The 15,972-nt window shown below is 66.4% G+C and carries 15 protein-coding genes; 6 read left to right on the forward strand and 9 right to left on the reverse strand.

From position 1 onward, the window contains the following. Nucleotides 1-77: 77 nt before the first annotated feature. Complete coding sequence (locus ASG43_RS00265; protein WP_056498915.1) at nt 78-623, forward strand: hypothetical protein; 546 nt, start codon at nt 78-80, stop codon at nt 621-623. Nucleotides 624-695: 72 nt separating this feature from the next. Here the strand turns inward: ASG43_RS00265 and ASG43_RS00270 are convergent, their stop codons facing one another. Beyond that, the gene (locus ASG43_RS00270) at nt 696-1,442 is read right to left on the reverse strand and encodes an SDR family oxidoreductase (RefSeq protein ID WP_056500850.1); all 747 of its coding nucleotides are present in this window, start codon (nt 1,440-1,442) and stop codon (nt 696-698) included. A 172-nt stretch (nt 1,443-1,614) separates the two neighbouring features. Between ASG43_RS00270 and ASG43_RS00275 the strand changes: the two genes are divergently transcribed. Beyond that, entirely contained in the window at nt 1,615-2,760 is a 1,146-nt protein-coding gene (locus ASG43_RS00275) for a glycosyltransferase (protein ID WP_056498917.1), read from the forward strand. 161 nt (nt 2,761-2,921) lie between these two features. Next, a complete protein-coding gene (locus ASG43_RS00280; RefSeq protein WP_056498920.1) occupies nt 2,922-4,061 on the forward strand; it encodes a DegT/DnrJ/EryC1/StrS family aminotransferase in 1,140 nt (379 codons plus the stop codon). A 12-nt stretch (nt 4,062-4,073) separates the two neighbouring features. Here the strand turns inward: ASG43_RS00280 and ASG43_RS00285 are convergent, their stop codons facing one another. The 7 genes from ASG43_RS00285 to ASG43_RS00315 all read right to left on the reverse strand — a co-directional run bounded on the left by ASG43_RS00285 (nt 4,074) and on the right by ASG43_RS00315 (nt 12,035). After that, a complete protein-coding gene (locus ASG43_RS00285) occupies nt 4,074-5,708 on the reverse strand; it encodes an FGGY-family carbohydrate kinase (protein ID WP_056498923.1) in 1,635 nt (544 codons plus the stop codon). 125 nt (nt 5,709-5,833) lie between these two features. Continuing rightward, the gene (locus tag ASG43_RS00290) at nt 5,834-6,610 is read right to left on the reverse strand and encodes a glucose 1-dehydrogenase (protein ID WP_056498925.1); all 777 of its coding nucleotides are present in this window, start codon (nt 6,608-6,610) and stop codon (nt 5,834-5,836) included. Nucleotides 6,611-6,643: 33 nt separating this feature from the next. Then, nucleotides 6,644-7,648, reverse strand: a complete 1,005-nt coding sequence (locus ASG43_RS00295) for an ABC transporter ATP-binding protein (protein ID WP_056498928.1) — start codon at nt 7,646-7,648, stop codon at nt 6,644-6,646. A gap of 24 nt (nt 7,649-7,672) precedes the next feature. Next, nucleotides 7,673-8,503 carry a carbohydrate ABC transporter permease gene (locus ASG43_RS00300; RefSeq protein ID WP_056498930.1) on the reverse strand — a complete coding sequence of 277 codons (831 nt, stop codon included), beginning with the start codon at nt 8,501-8,503 and terminating at the stop codon, nt 7,673-7,675. Between the two features lie 52 nt (nt 8,504-8,555). Further along, complete coding sequence (locus ASG43_RS00305; protein WP_056498933.1) at nt 8,556-9,422, reverse strand: sugar ABC transporter permease; 867 nt, start codon at nt 9,420-9,422, stop codon at nt 8,556-8,558. 204 nt (nt 9,423-9,626) lie between these two features. Beyond that, nucleotides 9,627-10,940, reverse strand: a complete 1,314-nt coding sequence (locus tag ASG43_RS00310; protein ID WP_056498936.1) for a sugar ABC transporter substrate-binding protein — start codon at nt 10,938-10,940, stop codon at nt 9,627-9,629. A gap of 141 nt (nt 10,941-11,081) precedes the next feature. Next, nucleotides 11,082-12,035 carry a sugar-binding transcriptional regulator gene (locus ASG43_RS00315; RefSeq protein WP_056498939.1) on the reverse strand — a complete coding sequence of 318 codons (954 nt, stop codon included), beginning with the start codon at nt 12,033-12,035 and terminating at the stop codon, nt 11,082-11,084. 222 nt (nt 12,036-12,257) lie between these two features. On the opposite strand from ASG43_RS00315, the gene ASG43_RS00320 reads away from it, so the two are divergent. From ASG43_RS00320 to ASG43_RS00330, 3 genes are all read left to right on the forward strand, one after another. Beyond that, entirely contained in the window at nt 12,258-13,652 is a 1,395-nt protein-coding gene (locus ASG43_RS00320) for a circularly permuted type 2 ATP-grasp protein (RefSeq protein ID WP_056498942.1), read from the forward strand. Between the two features lie 2 nt (nt 13,653-13,654). Beyond that, a complete protein-coding gene (locus tag ASG43_RS00325; RefSeq protein WP_056498944.1) occupies nt 13,655-14,602 on the forward strand; it encodes an alpha-E domain-containing protein in 948 nt (315 codons plus the stop codon). Nucleotides 14,603-14,809: 207 nt separating this feature from the next. Beyond that, on the forward strand, nt 14,810-15,613 hold the full coding sequence (locus ASG43_RS00330; RefSeq protein ID WP_244487934.1) for a peptidase: 804 nt from the start codon (nt 14,810-14,812) through the stop codon (nt 15,611-15,613). 138 nt (nt 15,614-15,751) lie between these two features. Here the strand turns inward: ASG43_RS00330 and ASG43_RS00335 are convergent, their stop codons facing one another. Beyond that, entirely contained in the window at nt 15,752-15,970 is a 219-nt protein-coding gene (locus ASG43_RS00335; RefSeq protein WP_056498947.1) for an alkylphosphonate utilization protein, read from the reverse strand. Between the last annotated feature and the right edge of the window lie 2 nt (nt 15,971-15,972).

Below are 15,972 nucleotides of genomic sequence, written 5' to 3' on the forward strand. Positions count from 1 at the left end.
GTCGAGCGAGCCTATAGACGCCCCCCGCCCACCCGACAAGCTTGCACGCCTGCCGTGCCGCGCGCTACGAGCACGCCATGACGACGAGCGACGACGCGGCGATGACGGGATCGAACCCTCAGGCGAAGGGCGAGTTGATGCTGCGCGGGCTCCTGCAAGGCGACATCGACGCGATCGCGGCCTTCGAGGCGGAGATCGCCATCCGGTCCTTCGCCGACGAGGCGGTGACCGATCTCGGCCACTACCGCAAGAAGCTCGGCAAGCTGCTGAAATACGGCGGCGACTGGACCCAGGTCCTGACGCGACGCGTTCCGGGCGAGGCGGACCTCGTTCTGGGCTGGGCCTGGGTGGCGCCGCGCGAAAACTTCATCACCGGCGACCGCTACGCCGACTTTCGCTCCTTCTACGTGGACGGACGGCGGGCCGGTCCCGCCGCCGCGATCACGCTCCTGCGCGCGGTGCTCGCCCATTCCCGCGCGAAGGGCTACACGCGGATCGTCGGGCGCACCGCCACCTCGAACGAGGCCATGCGCTCGCTCTACGAACTCGCCGGCTTTCACGAGCGCCATGTCGTCTACGAACTCGACATCGGCCCCGGCGATGTCGGCGGCCGCCGTCTCTGAGAGCCCGGAGCGAGCTTCGGCGGACGAGGATGGGCCAGCGGTGTTCGAGCCCGACGCATGCGGCCCCCCGCTTCAGACGATCCCGCCCTCGACGAAGAAGTTCTGCGCGGTGCACAGGGCGGAATCGTCGGCGGCGAGAAACAGCACCATCTGCGCCACGTAGGCCGGTTCGATCGCGACCGGGATGCACTGGCGCTCCAAGGCGGTGGCGAGGCTGTCCGGCGTCACCCAGAGCGCCTTCTGGCGCTCGGTCATGACCCAGCCGGGGACGACGGTGTTGCAGCGGATATGGTGCGGACCGAGATCCCTGGCGAAGGAGCGCGTCATGCCGTGAACGGCCGCTTTGGCGGTCGTATAGGCCGGCATGCCGCCCTGCCCCTGCCACCACGAGGTCGAGCCGAGATTGATGATCGAACCCTTGCCCGCGGCGATCATGCCGGGTGCGACCGCCTGAATGGCGAAGAACATGTGGCGCAGATTGGTGGCGATCCGCTCGTCGTAATAGTCGGGCGTCACGTCCTCCCAGCCATGCCGGTCGTCGCGTGCGGCATTGTTGACGAGGACGCCGGCCGGCCCGTTCGCCGCTTGAAGCTTCGCCAGCGCCGCCTTCAGCGCCGCGATATCACGCAGATCGCACGGCTCGAAGGTCACGCCGAGTTCGGCCGCCAACGCTTCGCCGCGCGCTTCGTCGAGATCGACGAAACCGACGCGCGACCTTTGGGCGGAGAAGGCGCGCACCAGTTCGGCGCCGATGCCGGACGCGCCGCCGGTGACGACGACCGGCAGATCCTCAAGGCTCGGATAGGTCGCAAATCGCATGGGCTCGCCGTCTCCGTTTCGTTCGGCGGCGCTTTGCACGTCCGCGATGTCGGCGGTCAAGCGCCGAAGAAGCCCCGCACGTCGGAACCACGGCGGACACCCGCCCCTTCGCGCAAAGGCTTTCCCGGAAAATCCTCTTCGATTCGTGAGCCGATGCTGTAGAGCATGCGGCATGTCGACCGCCGCCTCTTCGCCCAAGATCCTCTTTCTCGCAACGGAGGACTGGTTTTTCGCCTCGCATTTCCTGCCGATGGCCCGGGCCGCGCGCGAAATGGGACTGGAGGTCGTGGTGGTCGCGCGGGTTCGCGCCTCCACAGCCGCGATCGAGGCGACCGGGGCGCGGGTCGTCGCGCTGGAGGCGGACCGCCGCAGCCTCGATCCGCGCGCGATCCGCCATGCCGTCGGGACGGTTGCGGACATCCTGACGCGGGAGCGACCGCACATCCTGCACTGCATCGCGCTGCGCTCGATCCTCGTCGGCGGCGCCGCGGCGCGGCAGGTCGGCCTGACATCGCTCGTCTTCGCGCTCACCGGCCTCGGCTTTCTCGGCGCCAAGACCGGCTCCGCCGGGATCGCGGCCCGGCTCGGCGTACGGATCGCGATCCGGCGCATCCTGGAAACGCGCCGCACGCGCTATCTGTTCGAAAATCCCGACGACCCCCGTCTGCTCGGCCTTGGTCCGGCCGCACCCAACGTCACGATCGTCGGCGGGGCGGGTATCGATCCCGACATGCTCGCGCCGACGCCGCTGACCGGCGGCTCGACGTTGCGCCTTGCGCTCGTCTCGCGCATGCTGTGGTCGAAGGGCGTGGACCTTGCGGTGAAAGCCGTCGGCAAAGCGCGCGAGGGAGGCGCGGACGTCACGCTGTCGCTGTACGGCGCGCCCGATCCGGCCAATCCCAAGGCCATTCCCGTGGCCGATCTCGAAGACTGGGCAAAGCGCGAGGGCATCGAATGGCGCGGGCCGACGCGGGACATCGCGGCTGTCTGGCGGGAGCACCATGTCGCCTGCCTTCCCTCGCGTGGCGGCGAAGGTCTGCCGCGAACGCTTCTCGAAGCCGCGGCCTCCGGACGCGCCATCCTGACGACGGACGTTCCGGGCTGCCGCAGCTTCGTGCGGGACGGCATCGACGGGCGCGTCGTGGCCCCCGATGTTGCCTCCCTCACTGCCGCGATCCTCGATCTGTCCCGAGATCGCGCGACGGTGGAGCGGATGGGCGCCAACGCTCGATCTCGCGTCCTCGACGGCTACACCGAGCGCGACGTCATGGAGGACGTCAAGCGCCTCTACGCGGGGCTTCTGGCGGATCGGCACTGACGCCGGGGATCACGCCCCCCCGCCCTCCGCGACAATTCTTGACGCGGCCGAAGCGGGTGCCGCGCTTGATATATCCGGGGAACCTTGTAGCCCGGTTCCATCGCGGGGCGCGCCGTCATGTCTGCCGGCTCCTCGCCTCCGACGCCTTTCGAGAGACTTCGATGACGCAACCGATCGCCTTCATTGACCTCGCAACCCAGCGCGACCGGGTGCGCGATCGCGTCGAGGCCCGCTTCAAGCGCATCCTCGACGAAGGCTCCTACATCATGGGACCGGACGTTCTGGAACTGGAGGCGGCGCTGTCGACCTTCGCCGGCCTGTCCGAGACGATCTCCTGTGGGTCCGGAACCGACGCGCTGCTGCTGCCGCTGACGGCCTGGGGCATCCGGCCGGGCGACGCGGTGTTCTGCCCGAGCTTCACCTTCGCCGCGACCGCGGAGGTCGTCGCGATGCTCGGCGCGAGCGCCGTCTTCGTCGACGTGCTGCCGCACACGTTCAACATGGATCCGGACAGCCTCTCCCATGCCATCGAGGAGACCCTCGCCGCGGGCCGGCTGAAGCCCCGCGCCGTGATCACGGTCGACCTCTTCGGGCTTGCCGCCGACTATCCCGACATCCGCGCGATCTGCGACCGGCATGGCCTGAAGCTCGTGTCCGATGCGGCGCAGGGCTACGGCTCGACGCTGGACGGCCGGCAGGCGGGCGCCTGGGCCGACGTCGTGGCGACGAGCTTCTATCCCGCCAAGCCTCTCGGGTGCTACGGCGATGGCGGCGCGGTCCAGACGAACGATGCGGACCTCGCCGCCGTGATGCGCTCGCTGCGCGTCCATGGCGGCGGGTCCGACCGCTACGACAATGTCCGCATCGGCATGAACGCGCGCATGGACACGCTGCAGGCGGCCGTCGTCCTCGAAAAACTCGCGATCTTCCCGGACGAGATCGAAGCCCGAATGCAGATCGGACGGCGCTACGCGCAAGGATTGCCGGACGGGCTGACGCCGCAGATGCTGCCGAACGGCGCGGTGTCGACCTTCGCGCAATACACGGTGCGCGTATCGGGCGGCCGTCGCGACGCCTTCATGGCGGGCATGAAGGCGCGAGGCGTTCCGACCGTGATCTACTATCCCCGCCCGCTCCACCGCCAGACGGCCTACGGCCACTTTCCCGTCGCCGGGAATGCGTTGCCGGTAACGGACGACCTCGCGGCCGAGGTCGTGAGCCTTCCGATGCACGCCTATCTGTCCGAGGCGACGCAGGACGTCATCCTGACGGCCGCGAGGGACGCGCTCGCCGAAGCCTGATCGCGTCGCGGATCAGGCTTCGGCCATCATCCGGCGCACCTCGCGTTCGGTGCGCTGGAGCGTGCGATAGACCTCGTACTTGCGCGCGTGGAACGCGGAGATCGCACCCGCCGAGGGCGAGGTCTCCTCGCCGCTGCGCACCATGGCGCGCGCGGCGTCGGACAGATCGCGATAGGCCCCGCCCGCGACCGCGCCGAGCATCGCCGAGCCGAGGAGAACGGGTTCGGTGGTCTCCGGCAGGGTCACGCGCAGGCCCGTCGCATCCGCCAGGATGCGGCGCAGAAGCGCGCTGCGGGCCGCGCCGCCGCTGACGACGATCGTGTCGATGGGAACGTTGCGAAGCCGCGTCGCCTCGACGATCTGCCGCGTTCCGTAGCAGAGCCCGCAAAGGCCGGCGACGAAGAGTCGGACGAGGCTTTCGAAGCTCGAATCGAGCGCCAGCCCCGCCAGGACCGCGGTGGCCTTCGGATCGGCTTCCGGCGAGCGGTTTCCGAGAAATTCCGGCACGATGTGGAGCCGCCGGGATAGATGGGCCGCCGCCTCGGCCGAGCCGGCCATGGCGATGGCGCGGCCTTCCAGAAGGTCGAGAACCGACAGGGAGGCTTCGGCGGCCATCGCCTTGGCGGCGGGGAAGGCCGGGTGCAGCGCGACGAGATAGTCGAGCGCCGCGCCGTAGGCCGATTGCCCGCCCTCGAGCAGCCAGTAGCCCGGCAGCATCGCGTTGAAATAGGGGCCCCAGACCCCTTCGACGAAGACCGGCTCCGGCGTCAGCGCCATCGCGCAGGACGACGTTCCCAGGATCAATGCCATTTGCGCTGCGGGATCGGTCGCCGCGCCCGAAGCCTTCGGCCCGCCCAGCGTGCCGACGCCGCCGGCATGGGCGTCGATCAGCGGTGCGCCGACGGGCGTGGCGACAGGCAGGCCGAGTTCTTCGGCCGCCGTTCTGGAAAGCCCCTCCCCCAGCGGCGAGGCGATGTCGACGATCTCGGTGCCGATCCGCCGGAAGCCTTCGTCCGCGAACTCCTCGAGACCGATCGCGCGGAAGTAGCTGGGGTCCCACCGGGCCTCGTGCGCCAGATAGGTCCATTTGCAGGTCAGCGTGCAGACCGAGCGGGCGAGAGAGCCGGTTGCCCGCCAGGACAGGAAGTCCGCAAGGTCGAAGAAATGACCGGCGCGCGCGAAGACGTCGGGCCGGTTCTCCTTCAGCCAGAGGAGCTTCGGCGTCTCCATCTCAGGCGAGATGACGCCGCCGACATAGCGCAGGACGGGATGGCCGGTCTCGTTGATGCGGCGCGTCTGGTCGAGGGCGCGATGGTCCATCCAGACGATGATGTCGCGGGCGGGATCCTCGGACGGACCAACGGGCAACGAAGAGCCGGCCGCGTCGAGGACGACGAGCGAGCAGGTCGCGTCGAAGCCGAGGCCGCCGACCTGATCGGGTGCCGCTCCGGAGGTTGCCATCGCCTCGCGCACGGAGGCGACGACGGCGGCCCAGATGTCGGCCGAGGATTGCTCGACGATGCCGCCGTCCTCGTGCCAGATCCGGATGGCTCGCCTCGCGGAGCCGAGCAGTCGACCGGCGGCGTCGAAGACGCCCGCCCGTGCGCTGCCCGTTCCGACGTCGACGCCGACGAACACCTGGCCCATGATCCCTCCCGATCGCGTTGGGAGGGATGCTCTAACCCATGTCGCCGCCGCGAGAAACGCCGGAAGCGTCGCGGTGCGTCGAAGGAGCGGCGATCGCCTTGCCCGTCAAGGCGATCGCCTCGCGCTCACCAGCAGGTGTAGCCGCCGTCGGCGATGACGATCGAGCCGGTGAGGAGGCTGGATGCGTCGGAAGCAAGGAAGTGGACGACGGATGCGATCTCGCCGGGCTGGCCGACGCGGCCCATCGGCGTCATGTCGAGCCAGGTCTTGTACATGTCCGGGTTCTCGTTGATGCCGAACGAGGTCAGCGGTGTCTCGATATAGGTCGGCGCCACCGCGTTGACCCGCACGCCGCGCTGGCCCCATTCGGCCGCGAGCGACTTCGTCAGGTGGTGAACGGCAGCCTTGGAGGCGTTGTAGAACGACTGCGGCTGCGGCTTGTTGACGATGAAGCCCGACATAGAGCCGATGTTCACGATCGAGCCCGAGCCCTGCTCCAGCATCTTGCGGCCGAACTCGCGGCAGCACCAGAAGACGCCGTCGACATTGACGTCCATGTGGAAGCGCCAATGCTCGTCGCTCGTGTCCTCGGCCTTCACGTCGGATTTCGCGACGCCGGCATTGTTGACGAGAACGTCGATCCGGCCGTGCTCGGCGAAGACCTTGTCGGCGAGGGCGGCCACATCGGCGGACTTGGTGACGTCGAGCGTCGCGCCGTGCGCCTTGATGCCCTTGGCCTTCAGCCGGGCGACGGCGCCCTCGACCCGGTCCGCCAGCATGTCGGCGACGATGACGGTCGCGCCGGCCTCGCCGAGCGCTTCCGCGCAGGCCTCGCCGATGCCCTGACCGGCGCCGGTGACGACGGCGACCTTGCCGTCGAGCTTCAGCTTTTCGAGATACATGGGATGTCTCCTTGATGCGTCTTTGTCGGTCGATCAGGCACGAATGGCCTGACCGGCCGTGTCGAATCGGTGGATGAGAGTGGGTTCGGGCGACAGGAAGACCGTGTCGCCGGTGGAGACGCGCACCTCGCCCTCGCTGCGGACGGTGATCAGCCCGGCGTCCGGCACCTCGACATAGAGGAAGGTGTCGCTGCCCAGATGCTCGGCGATCTGGACGGTTCCCTTCCAGTCGCCGCTTTCGCGCGACAGGCGCAGGTGCTCGGGCCTGACGCCGATCGTCGTCGCCTGGAGCGCGCCCGCGATGCGGCCCGTGACGAGGTTCATCTTCGGCGAGCCGATGAAGCCGGCCACGAAGAGATTGTCGGGGCGGTTGTAGAGATCGATGGGCGAGCCGACCTGCTCGATCTTCCCGGCGTTGAGGACGACGATCTTGTCCGCCATGGTCATCGCCTCGACCTGATCGTGCGTCACGTAGATCGCCGTCGTGCCGAGCGAATTCTGGAGGCGCGAGATCTCGAGGCGCATGTTGACGCGCAAGGCCGCGTCGAGATTGGACAGGGGCTCGTCGAAGAGGAAGGCCTTGGGCTGGCGCACGATGGCGCGCCCGATGGCGACGCGCTGGCGCTGACCGCCCGAGAGCGCGCCGGGGCGGCGTTCGAGATAGGGCGTGAGATTGAGAAGGGCCGCGGCCTCCTCGACCTTCCGGTCGCGCTCGGCGGCCTTCATGCCGGCCATGCGCAGGCCGAAGCCGATATTGTTGCGCACCGTCATGTGCGGGTAGAGCGCGTAGGACTGGAAGACCATGGAGAGACCGCGCTGGGACGGCGGCTGGTCGATCACGTTCACGCCGTCGATCAGGATCTGCCCGCCGGTCGCGTCCTCCAGCCCGGCGATCAGGCGCAGCAGCGTCGACTTCCCGCAGCCGGACGGGCCGACGAAGACGACGAAGGCCCCGTCGTCGACGACGAGGTCGACGCCCTGAATGACGCGGACATTGCCGAAGGCCTTTTCGACGCCCTTCAGTTCGATCTTGCCCATGGTCTCATCCCTCGTTTCGTCTTTTTACTTCACGGCGCCGAACGTCAAGCCGCGAACCAATTGCCGCTGACCGATCCATCCGAGCACCACGATCGGAAGGATGGCGAGTGTCGATGCGGCGGACAGCTTCGCCCAGAAGAGGCCTTCCGGCGCGGAGAAGCTCGCGATGAACTGCGTCAGGGGCGCGGCGTTGATCGTGGTCAACTGCAACGTCCAGAAGGCCTCGTTCCAGGCGAGGATGACGTTGAGGAGGACCGTCGAGGCGATCCCCGGCACCGCCATCGGCGTCAGCACGAAGACGATCTCCTTCCAGGTGGAAGCGCCGTCCATGCGCGCGGCTTCCAGGATGTCCTTCGGGATTTCCTTGAAATAGGTGAAGAGCATCCAGATCACGATCGGCAGGTTGCCGAGGCACAGCACCACGACGATGCCGATGTGACTGTCGAGCAGCCCGAGCTTGATGAAGATCAGGTACATCGGCACGAGAACGCCGACGGCCGGCATCATCTTGGTCGAGAGCATCCAGAGCAGCGTGCCGCGCGTGCGCTTGCCCGGCGCGAAGGCCATGCCCCAGGCGCAGGGGATGGCGAAGAGCAGAGCCAAGAGCGTGGAACCGCCGGCGATGATGACCGAGTTCGTCGCGAACTTCAGGTAGGCGCTCTGCTCGAGGATGAGGTGGTACTGCTCCAGCGTCCAGTCGAAGTTCACGAAGGAAGGCGGCGAGGAGAAGGCCTCCCGCTCGGTCTTGAAGCTCGTGATGATCATCCAGAGCACGGGAAAGAAGACGACGAGGCCGACGACCCAGCCGATGACGGTCCAGAACGCGATGCGGGCCTTGGTGTCGCGGCGAGCCATGGGATGCCTTCCTCGGAGGGAGATCGGAACGTTGCGCTGCGGGTCGGCCGGTTCAGGCGTCGAGATTCTTGCCGACGATCCGCACGAGGAAGCTCGCGACGATGTTGGCGAGGATGACCGCGATGATGCCGCCCGCCGATGCAAGGCCGATGTTCTGGTTGCCGAGCGCCTCCTGGTAGATGAGGAACGGCAGGTTCGTCGTGTCCGGCCCGCCGTTCGTCGTCACGCGGATCTCGGCGAAGACGGACAGGAGGAAGATCGTCTCGATCATGATCACGACGGTGATCGGACGCGCCAGATGGGGAAGGACGATCCACCAGAAGTAGGAGAGCGCGCCGGCCCCGTCCATTTCCGCAGCCTCCTTCTGCTCGAGGTCGAGCGATTGGAGCGCGGTGAAGATGATGAGCGTCGCGAAGGGCAGCCACTGCCAGGCGACGATGATGACGATGCCGAGCAGAGAATGCTGGTTGAACCAGACGATCGGGTCGAGGCCGGCCGATTTCGACAGGAAGGCGAGGAACCCGTTGATCGGGTCCATCATCAGGTTCTTCCAGACGAGCGCGGCGACCGTCGGCATGACGAAGAAGGGGGCGATCACGAGAAGGCGGACGATGCCCTGTCCGAAGATCGGCTTGTCCAGCATCAGCGCGAGCAGCGTGCCGAAGACCACCGTGATGATCAGCACCGATCCGACGAGCACCAGCGTGTTCTGAAGCGCGCCGAGAAAGGCCGGGTTGCTGAAGAAGCGGAGATAATTGGCGAAGCCGACGAAGGCTTCGCGGTCGGGATAGTTGAGGTTGTAGCGCCGCGCCGAGAACCAGAGGGTCATCGCGAGCGGCACGATCATCCAGAGAAAGAGGATGCCGACGGAAGGAGCGACCGCGAGGCGACCCATGGTCTTCGATTGTTCGGTGGCCATCGCAACTCCCCTCCCCGATGATGTTGATCGCGCGGCCGGCCGGAGCGAAGCGCCCACCTCTATGCGGCCGGACATCGCGTCCCGCAGCACGGGATCGGCAGGACGACGGTTCGCCGCCGGCCTCGCTCCTCCCCTTGCGGCAAAGGCCCGTCGTGGCGGAGGGGGCGTCTCCCGCTCCCCTCCGCGAGGCCGGCGCGACGCCGATTACTGGATGTAACCGGCCTCGGTCATGACGTCGGTCGCCGTGGCCTGAGCCTGGGCGAGCGCCTCGTCGACGGTCGTGGAGCCCGCGAGCGCGGCCGAGAAATACTGGCCGACGGTGGTGCCGAGCCCCTGGAATTCGGGGATCGCGACGAACTGGACGCCGGTATAGGGAACCGGATCGACCGTCGGCTTGGTCGGATCGGCCGATTCGATCGAGGCGAGCGTCAGAGCCGCGAAGGGCGCGGCCTTGGTGTATTCCGGATTGGCGTAGAGCGACTTGCGGGTGCCGGGGGGAACGTTGGCCCAGCCTTCCTTGGCCGCGACGAGCTCGGTATAGCCCTTCGAGGTCGCCCAACCGATGAACTTCTCGGCCGCCTCGACCTTCTGCGAACCTGCGGGAACCGCGAGGCTCCAGGCCCAGAGCCAATTGGCGTTCTTGCCCTTGCCCGTGTTCGGGGCGAGCGCGAAGCCGACCTTGTCCGCGACGCTGGAATCCTTCGGGTTGGTGACGAAGGACGCCGCGACCGTCGCGTCGATCCACATGCCGCACTTGCCGGAATTGAAGAGCGCGAGATTCTCGTTGAAGCCGTTGGAGGAAGCGCCGGGAGGACCGGACTCGTTCAGCATCTTCACGTAGAAGTCGAGCGTCTCCTTCCAGGCCGGCTGATCGAACTGCGGCTTCCAGCTTTCGTCGAACCAGCGCGCGCCGAAGGAGTTCGCCGTGGCGCTGAGGAAGGCCATGTTCTCGCCCCAGCCGGCCTTGCCGCGCAGGCAGATGCCGTAGACTTCCTTGCTCTTGTCGGTGACCTTCCGGGCGGCGTCCGCGACGAAGTCCCAGGTCGGGCTCTCCGGCATCGTGAGGCCGGCCGCATCGAACAGGTCCTTGCGGTACATGATCATCGAGCTCTCGCCGTAGAACGGCGCGGCATAGAGCTTGTTCTCGTAGGTAAGGCCCGCCTTGATCGGCGGCAGGATGTCGTCTGCGTCGTAGTCCGCGCCGAGATTGTCGAGCGGCACGAGCCAGCCTTGCTTCGCCCAGATCGGAACCTCGTAGGTGCCGATCGTGAGGACGTCGAACTGACCGCCCTTGGTGGCGATGTCGGTCGTCACGCGCTCGCGGAGCACGTTCTCCTCGAGCGTCACCCACTGCAGCTTGATGTCGGGGTTCTTGGACGTGAAGTCGTCCGTGAGGGCCTGCATGCGGACCATGTCGCCGTTGTTGACGGTCGCGATCGTCAACGTGGTTTCGGCATGGGCCGAAGCGCTCATGGCCATCAGACAGGCCGAGCCGAACAGAATACCTTTAAGCGTCATGATAAAGCCTCCCAGCTGCGTTGAGCAATTGACCAACGTGCGGGCAAATTCTCATCGGACGGCAAGGCTGTCAATCGATTCCGGATCGCACATCCGCAATTCGTCATTGCATCGCAGCAATCGAGACGAGGACGATCAGGCCTAAAGCAGAAGCCGGGCGGTGGCTTCGTCGGTCACGAGCCCGTTGGCGATCCGCCCGCTGAGGGCGGCCTTCAGACCCCTCGCCTTCAAGGCCCCCATGCCGACGACCACGACGATCGTGTGCTGGGTGCTCGGTATGGGCGAGCTCGCCACCCGTTCGTTGAAGGAGCAGTCGAGGATCCGGCCCGAGGCGTCGAAGGCCCAGCCGACGATCTCCGCCACGGCCCCGAGATCGGCAAGGCCCGCGCGGTCCTCTTCGGTGATGAAGCCGTCGATCACGAGCGGCGCGTTCGGCCCGAGATCGCCGACGCCGACGAAAGCGACGCTTGCTTCGGCGGCGAGCGCCAGCGTTCCCGCCACGACCTTCTGTTCGTGCAGCAACGCCCGCTCCTCGGCGCTCGAGACGATGACGGGGAGCGGCATCGGAAAGTGCCGCGCCTGAATCGCATCCGCCATGGTGAACACCACGTTGTAGACGGACGCCGAGCCGTCGAGGGCGATGTTGCCCGTCAGCGAGACGATCCGGTGCTGCGGGCAACTCATGGATGGCAGCTTTTCGACCGCCGCCTTCAGCGTGCGCCCGGTGCCGATGGCGATGACGGTCGGGTCCGGCATCGCCAGGCGCCGCTCCATTTCCGCCGCGCAGGCCTCCGCGATGCCGAGGGTGGTCGAGGCGGACGCCGGATCGGACGGAACGACATCGCAGACCTTGAGGTCGAATCGGGCCTTGAGGGCGCTGGCGAGTTCGAGGCAGGCGGCGATCGGATGATCGATCCGCACCTTCACGAGACCGGCGGACACCGAGAGCGAGACGAGTCGCTGCGCCGATTGCCGCGAAATGCCGAGCTTGGCGGCGATCTCCTCCTGCGTGTTGCCGGCGACGTAGTAGAGCCAACCGGCGCGCGCAGCATCGTCGATCTTGCCGGCGTCGTCGCCCCTGCCCCTCGCCGCCATGCCGCCCTCGTCGCACGGGTCCGATCAGAGGCCCGCTTTGGTGCAAAATGGCCGATGCCGCTGCTCATGAAAAGAGCATCGACGGACCGTTTCACCGTCGCTTCGCGGAAAGATGCCGCGATTGCCGCTTTACCGGCCCACGACCCTTGATTTTCGGGCGTTCGGCTTCTCTTCTAGGCGCAGTTGGAATGGAGACTTTATTTGGCCAAGCCGTTTGACGAGATGCTGGACGGGGTCGACGACGTGCGTCAGCCCTACGAACGTTTCAACGACTGGTACAAGCGGCAGGATCCCGAGCTGCTGGTCGAGAAGACCAGCGAGGCGGAAGGCGTGTTCCGTCGCACGGGCATCACCTTCGCGGTCTACGGGGATGCCGAGGCGGCCGAACGGCTGATCCCCTTCGATCTCGTGCCGCGCATCATTTCGGGCCGCGAATGGGCCAAGCTCGCCGACGGTATCGAACAGCGCGTGAAGGCGCTGAACGCCTTTCTCCACGACATCTATCACGACCAGGAGATCGTGAAGGCCGGCAAGCTGCCGGCCCGCCTGATCGAGGGCAACGAGACCTTCTTGAAGGAGATGGTGGGCTTCACGCCGCCCGGCGGCGTCTACACGCACATCATCGGCACCGACATCGTGCGCGTCGGCGAGGATCAGTTCTACGTTCTCGAGGACAATGCGCGCACGCCCTCCGGCGTCTCGTACATGATCGAGAACCGCGAGACGATGATGCAGATGTTTCCCGAGCTCTTCGCGGAGAACCGCGTGCGCCCGGTCGAGACCTATCCGCACCACCTGCGCCGTTCGCTCGCCGCCGTGGCCCCGCCGCTCTGCGAGGGCACGCCGACCATCGCGGTGCTGACCCCCGGCATCCACAACTCCGCCTATTACGAGCACGCCTTCCTCGCCGACCAGATGGGCGTGGAACTCGTGGAGGGTGCGGACCTGAAGCTGGTGGACGGGCGCATCAAGATGCGCACGACCCAAGGGTACAAGACGATCGACGTTCTGTACCGGCGCGTGGACGACGCCTATCTCGATCCTCTCGCCTTCAAGCCGGACAGCGTTCTGGGCGTCGCCGGAATCATGCAGGTCTACAAGGCCGGCGGCATCACCATCGCGAACGCGCCGGGAACCGGAATTTCGGACGACAAGGCGATCTATTCGTACATGCCCGAGATCGTCGAGTTCTACACCGGCGAGAAGGCCAAGCTCGAAAACGTTCCGACCTTCCGCTGCGCGGAAGCCGACAGCCTGAAATACGTCCTCGACAACATCGCGGATCTCGTCGTGAAGGAGGTCCACGGATCGGGCGGCTTCGGCATGCTCGTCGGTCCCACCTCGACGAAGGCCGAGCAGGAGGCTTTCGCGCAGAAGCTGCGCGAAAGGCCATCGAACTACATCGCCCAGCCGACGCTGGCACTGTCCACCGTTCCGATCCTCCTGGAGAAAGGCCTCGCGCCCCGGCATGTCGACCTGCGTCCCTTCGTCCTCGTTTCCGACCACGTGAAGATCATCCCCGGCGGCCTCACCCGCGTCGCTCTGAAGGAGGGCTCGCTCGTCGTGAACTCCAGCCAGGGCGGCGGGACGAAGGACACCTGGGTGCTGGAGGACTGACGATGGCGCTTCTCGGACGCACCGCCCAAGGGCTTTTCTGGATGCACCGCTACATCGAGCGGGCGGAAAACATGGCCCGCCTGATCGACGCGGGTCTTCGCCTGTCGCTGACCAACCTGTCCTCCGAACCGGACGAGTGGCAGTCGGTTCTGGTCTCCGCCGGTGTCGAGGCGGCCTACAAATCGAAATACAGCGACTTCGAGCCGGCCCACATCGTCGACTATCTCCTGAGAGACCTCGAGAATCCGTCGAGCGTGCTGTCGGCCATCGACACGGCCCGCATGAACGGGCGCATGGTGCGCACCGCCTTGACGCGCGAGACGTGGGAAGCGCTGAACGAAGCCTGGATGACGCTGAAGCGACGCCTCGCCAGCCCGATTCGCGATTCCGAACTGCCCGCGACGCTCGATCTGGTGAAGAAGCAATCCGCCCTCATCCGCGGGACGTTCCATGGAACGATGCTGCGCAACGAAATCTTCGACTTCTGCAATCTCGGCACCTTCATCGAGCGCGCCGACAACACGGCGCGGATTCTCGACGTGAAATACTGGGTGCTCCTGCCCAAGCACTCCTCGGTCGGATCCTCGCTGGACAACTTTCAGTGGGGCTCGATCTTGCGCTCGGTCTCGGCGCACCGGTCCTATACATGGGAATACGATGCGGACTACCGCGCCCGCGACATCATCGACTTCCTGATCTTCAACAAGCGGATGCCCCGCTCCCTGGCCTACTGCTACGGCTCGATCCAGGAAAGTCTCGGCTTTCTGGCTCGGACCTACGGAGTCGAGCATGAATGCCACGGCACGGCTCTGACGACCAACAGCGGGCTTGCCGACCACAACGTCACGGACGTGATCGATTCGGGCCTCCATGAATTCCTCACGGGCTTCATGGTCGATCACAACCGGCTGGCGTTGGAAATCGCGAGGAGCTACCGCTTCTACTCGTAGGGCGCGAGGACGCGGTGGCGGTGACGACACAGGACGGTGGAGAGTGCCGGGATCGGCACCTCCCTGCCGACAGGTTGCATTTTCGCGCTTGCGGCCACCGGTCTTTCCCGCGACAGTCGACCACCGATGTCGGCGTCCTCGATGGCGCGGCAGGCTGGAGGCCGTTCACGCCATTGCAGGGCGAACGGGTATGCGGGAGTTGAAACCATGACGTATTGCGTCGGCCTTCTCGTCGACAAGGGGTTGGTGTTCATGTCGGACACCCGCACCAATGCGGGCATCGACAACATCTCGGTCGTCACGAAGATGAAGACCTGGGACGTCCCCGGCGACCGCTTCCTGTGCCTTCTCAGCGCCGGCAACCTCGCGACGACCCAGGCGACCGTCTCTCTCCTGGAGGAGCGCGGCGTCGCGCCGGCCAAGCGCGTTCCGGCGATCCTCAACCAGCCGTCCATGTTCCAGACCGCCAAGCTCGTCGGCGATACGCTGGCCGAAGTGATCGCGCACACGCGCGCCGCCTCCGGTCCGTCCTCCGAAAGCCGCTTTTCCGGCTCCTTCATCTTCGGCGGCCAGATCAATGGCGGGCGACCGCGCCTCTTCATGATCTATCCCGAGGGCAATTTCATCGAGGCCGGCGCGGACAATCCGTTCTTCCAGATCGGCGAACACAAATACGGCAGGCCCATCATCATTCGGACATACGACCGGAAGATGCAGCTGGAGGACGCCGCCAAGCTGCTGCTCGTGTCCTTCGACTCCACGATCCGCTCGAATCTGTCGGTCGGCCTGCCCATCGACATGCAGTTCTACGATGCCGACAGTCACAAGGCCGGCCATCGCCAGCGATTCGATCACCGCGATCCCTATTATCGGAAGATCTCGGAGGGCTGGTCCGACGCCCTGAAGAACGCCTTCGACCGATTGCCCCCGTTCCGGATCGGCATGCCGAGTTCCGAGGACATGCCGGAAGACGACCGCGGCGAGCTCGACCGCCCCCGCCGCGTCATCTGAGGATCGTCGAGGCGGCGATCGACCGGTCCGACCTCGGCCGGCCGGTGCGGCGGCTCGTGCGATCGTCCGGGAAGGCGGACGTCGAGGAGCGGCGGCGGCGGACAGACCCGGTTCGAAGGCCGGTGTCGGATCCGTCGGTCAGGCTTTCTTCAGGAACTCGGTCCGCAGCACGAGGCCCTTGACCTTCTCGGCATTGCATTCGATTTCCGCGGGATCGTCGGTCAGGCGGATATTTTTCACGAGCGTGCCGCGCTTCAGCGTGACCGACGTGCCCTTGACCTTGAGGTCCTTGACCAAGGTCACGCTATCGCCCTCGGCGAGGGCCGTTCCGTTGCTGTCCTTGACGACGATCGCCATGG

It is taken from the genome of Aureimonas sp. Leaf454, from assembly GCF_001424685.1.
GTDB lineage: Bacteria > Pseudomonadota > Alphaproteobacteria > Rhizobiales > Rhizobiaceae > Plantimonas.

What these genes read in the sequence shown, in the direction of transcription:
- ASG43_RS00275 (WP_056498917.1), top strand. Translation starts at nt 1,615, where the DNA reads ATGTCGACCGCCGCCTCTTCGCCCAAGATCCTCTTTCTCGCAACGGAG.
- ASG43_RS00295 (WP_056498928.1), bottom strand. Translation starts at nt 7,648, where the DNA reads ATGGGCAAGATCGAACTGAAGGGCGTCGAAAAGGCCTTCGGCAATGTC.
- ASG43_RS00305 (WP_056498933.1), bottom strand. Translation starts at nt 9,422, where the DNA reads ATGGCCACCGAACAATCGAAGACCATGGGTCGCCTCGCGGTCGCTCCT.
- ASG43_RS00265 (WP_056498915.1), top strand. Translation starts at nt 78, where the DNA reads ATGACGACGAGCGACGACGCGGCGATGACGGGATCGAACCCTCAGGCG.
- ASG43_RS00285 (WP_056498923.1), bottom strand. Translation starts at nt 5,708, where the DNA reads ATGGGCCAGGTGTTCGTCGGCGTCGACGTCGGAACGGGCAGCGCACGG.
- ASG43_RS00335 (WP_056498947.1), bottom strand. Translation starts at nt 15,970, where the DNA reads ATGGCGATCGTCGTCAAGGACAGCAACGGAACGGCCCTCGCCGAGGGC.
- ASG43_RS00330 (WP_244487934.1), top strand. Translation starts at nt 14,810, where the DNA reads ATGACGTATTGCGTCGGCCTTCTCGTCGACAAGGGGTTGGTGTTCATG.
- ASG43_RS00320 (WP_056498942.1), top strand. Translation starts at nt 12,258, where the DNA reads ATGCTGGACGGGGTCGACGACGTGCGTCAGCCCTACGAACGTTTCAAC.
- ASG43_RS00300 (WP_056498930.1), bottom strand. Translation starts at nt 8,503, where the DNA reads ATGGCTCGCCGCGACACCAAGGCCCGCATCGCGTTCTGGACCGTCATC.
- ASG43_RS00270 (WP_056500850.1), bottom strand. Translation starts at nt 1,442, where the DNA reads ATGCGATTTGCGACCTATCCGAGCCTTGAGGATCTGCCGGTCGTCGTC.
- ASG43_RS00310 (WP_056498936.1), bottom strand. Translation starts at nt 10,940, where the DNA reads ATGACGCTTAAAGGTATTCTGTTCGGCTCGGCCTGTCTGATGGCCATG.
- ASG43_RS00280 (WP_056498920.1), top strand. Translation starts at nt 2,922, where the DNA reads ATGACGCAACCGATCGCCTTCATTGACCTCGCAACCCAGCGCGACCGG.
- ASG43_RS00290 (WP_056498925.1), bottom strand. Translation starts at nt 6,610, where the DNA reads ATGTATCTCGAAAAGCTGAAGCTCGACGGCAAGGTCGCCGTCGTCACC.
- ASG43_RS00315 (WP_056498939.1), bottom strand. Translation starts at nt 12,035, where the DNA reads ATGGCGGCGAGGGGCAGGGGCGACGACGCCGGCAAGATCGACGATGCT.
- ASG43_RS00325 (WP_056498944.1), top strand. Translation starts at nt 13,655, where the DNA reads ATGGCGCTTCTCGGACGCACCGCCCAAGGGCTTTTCTGGATGCACCGC.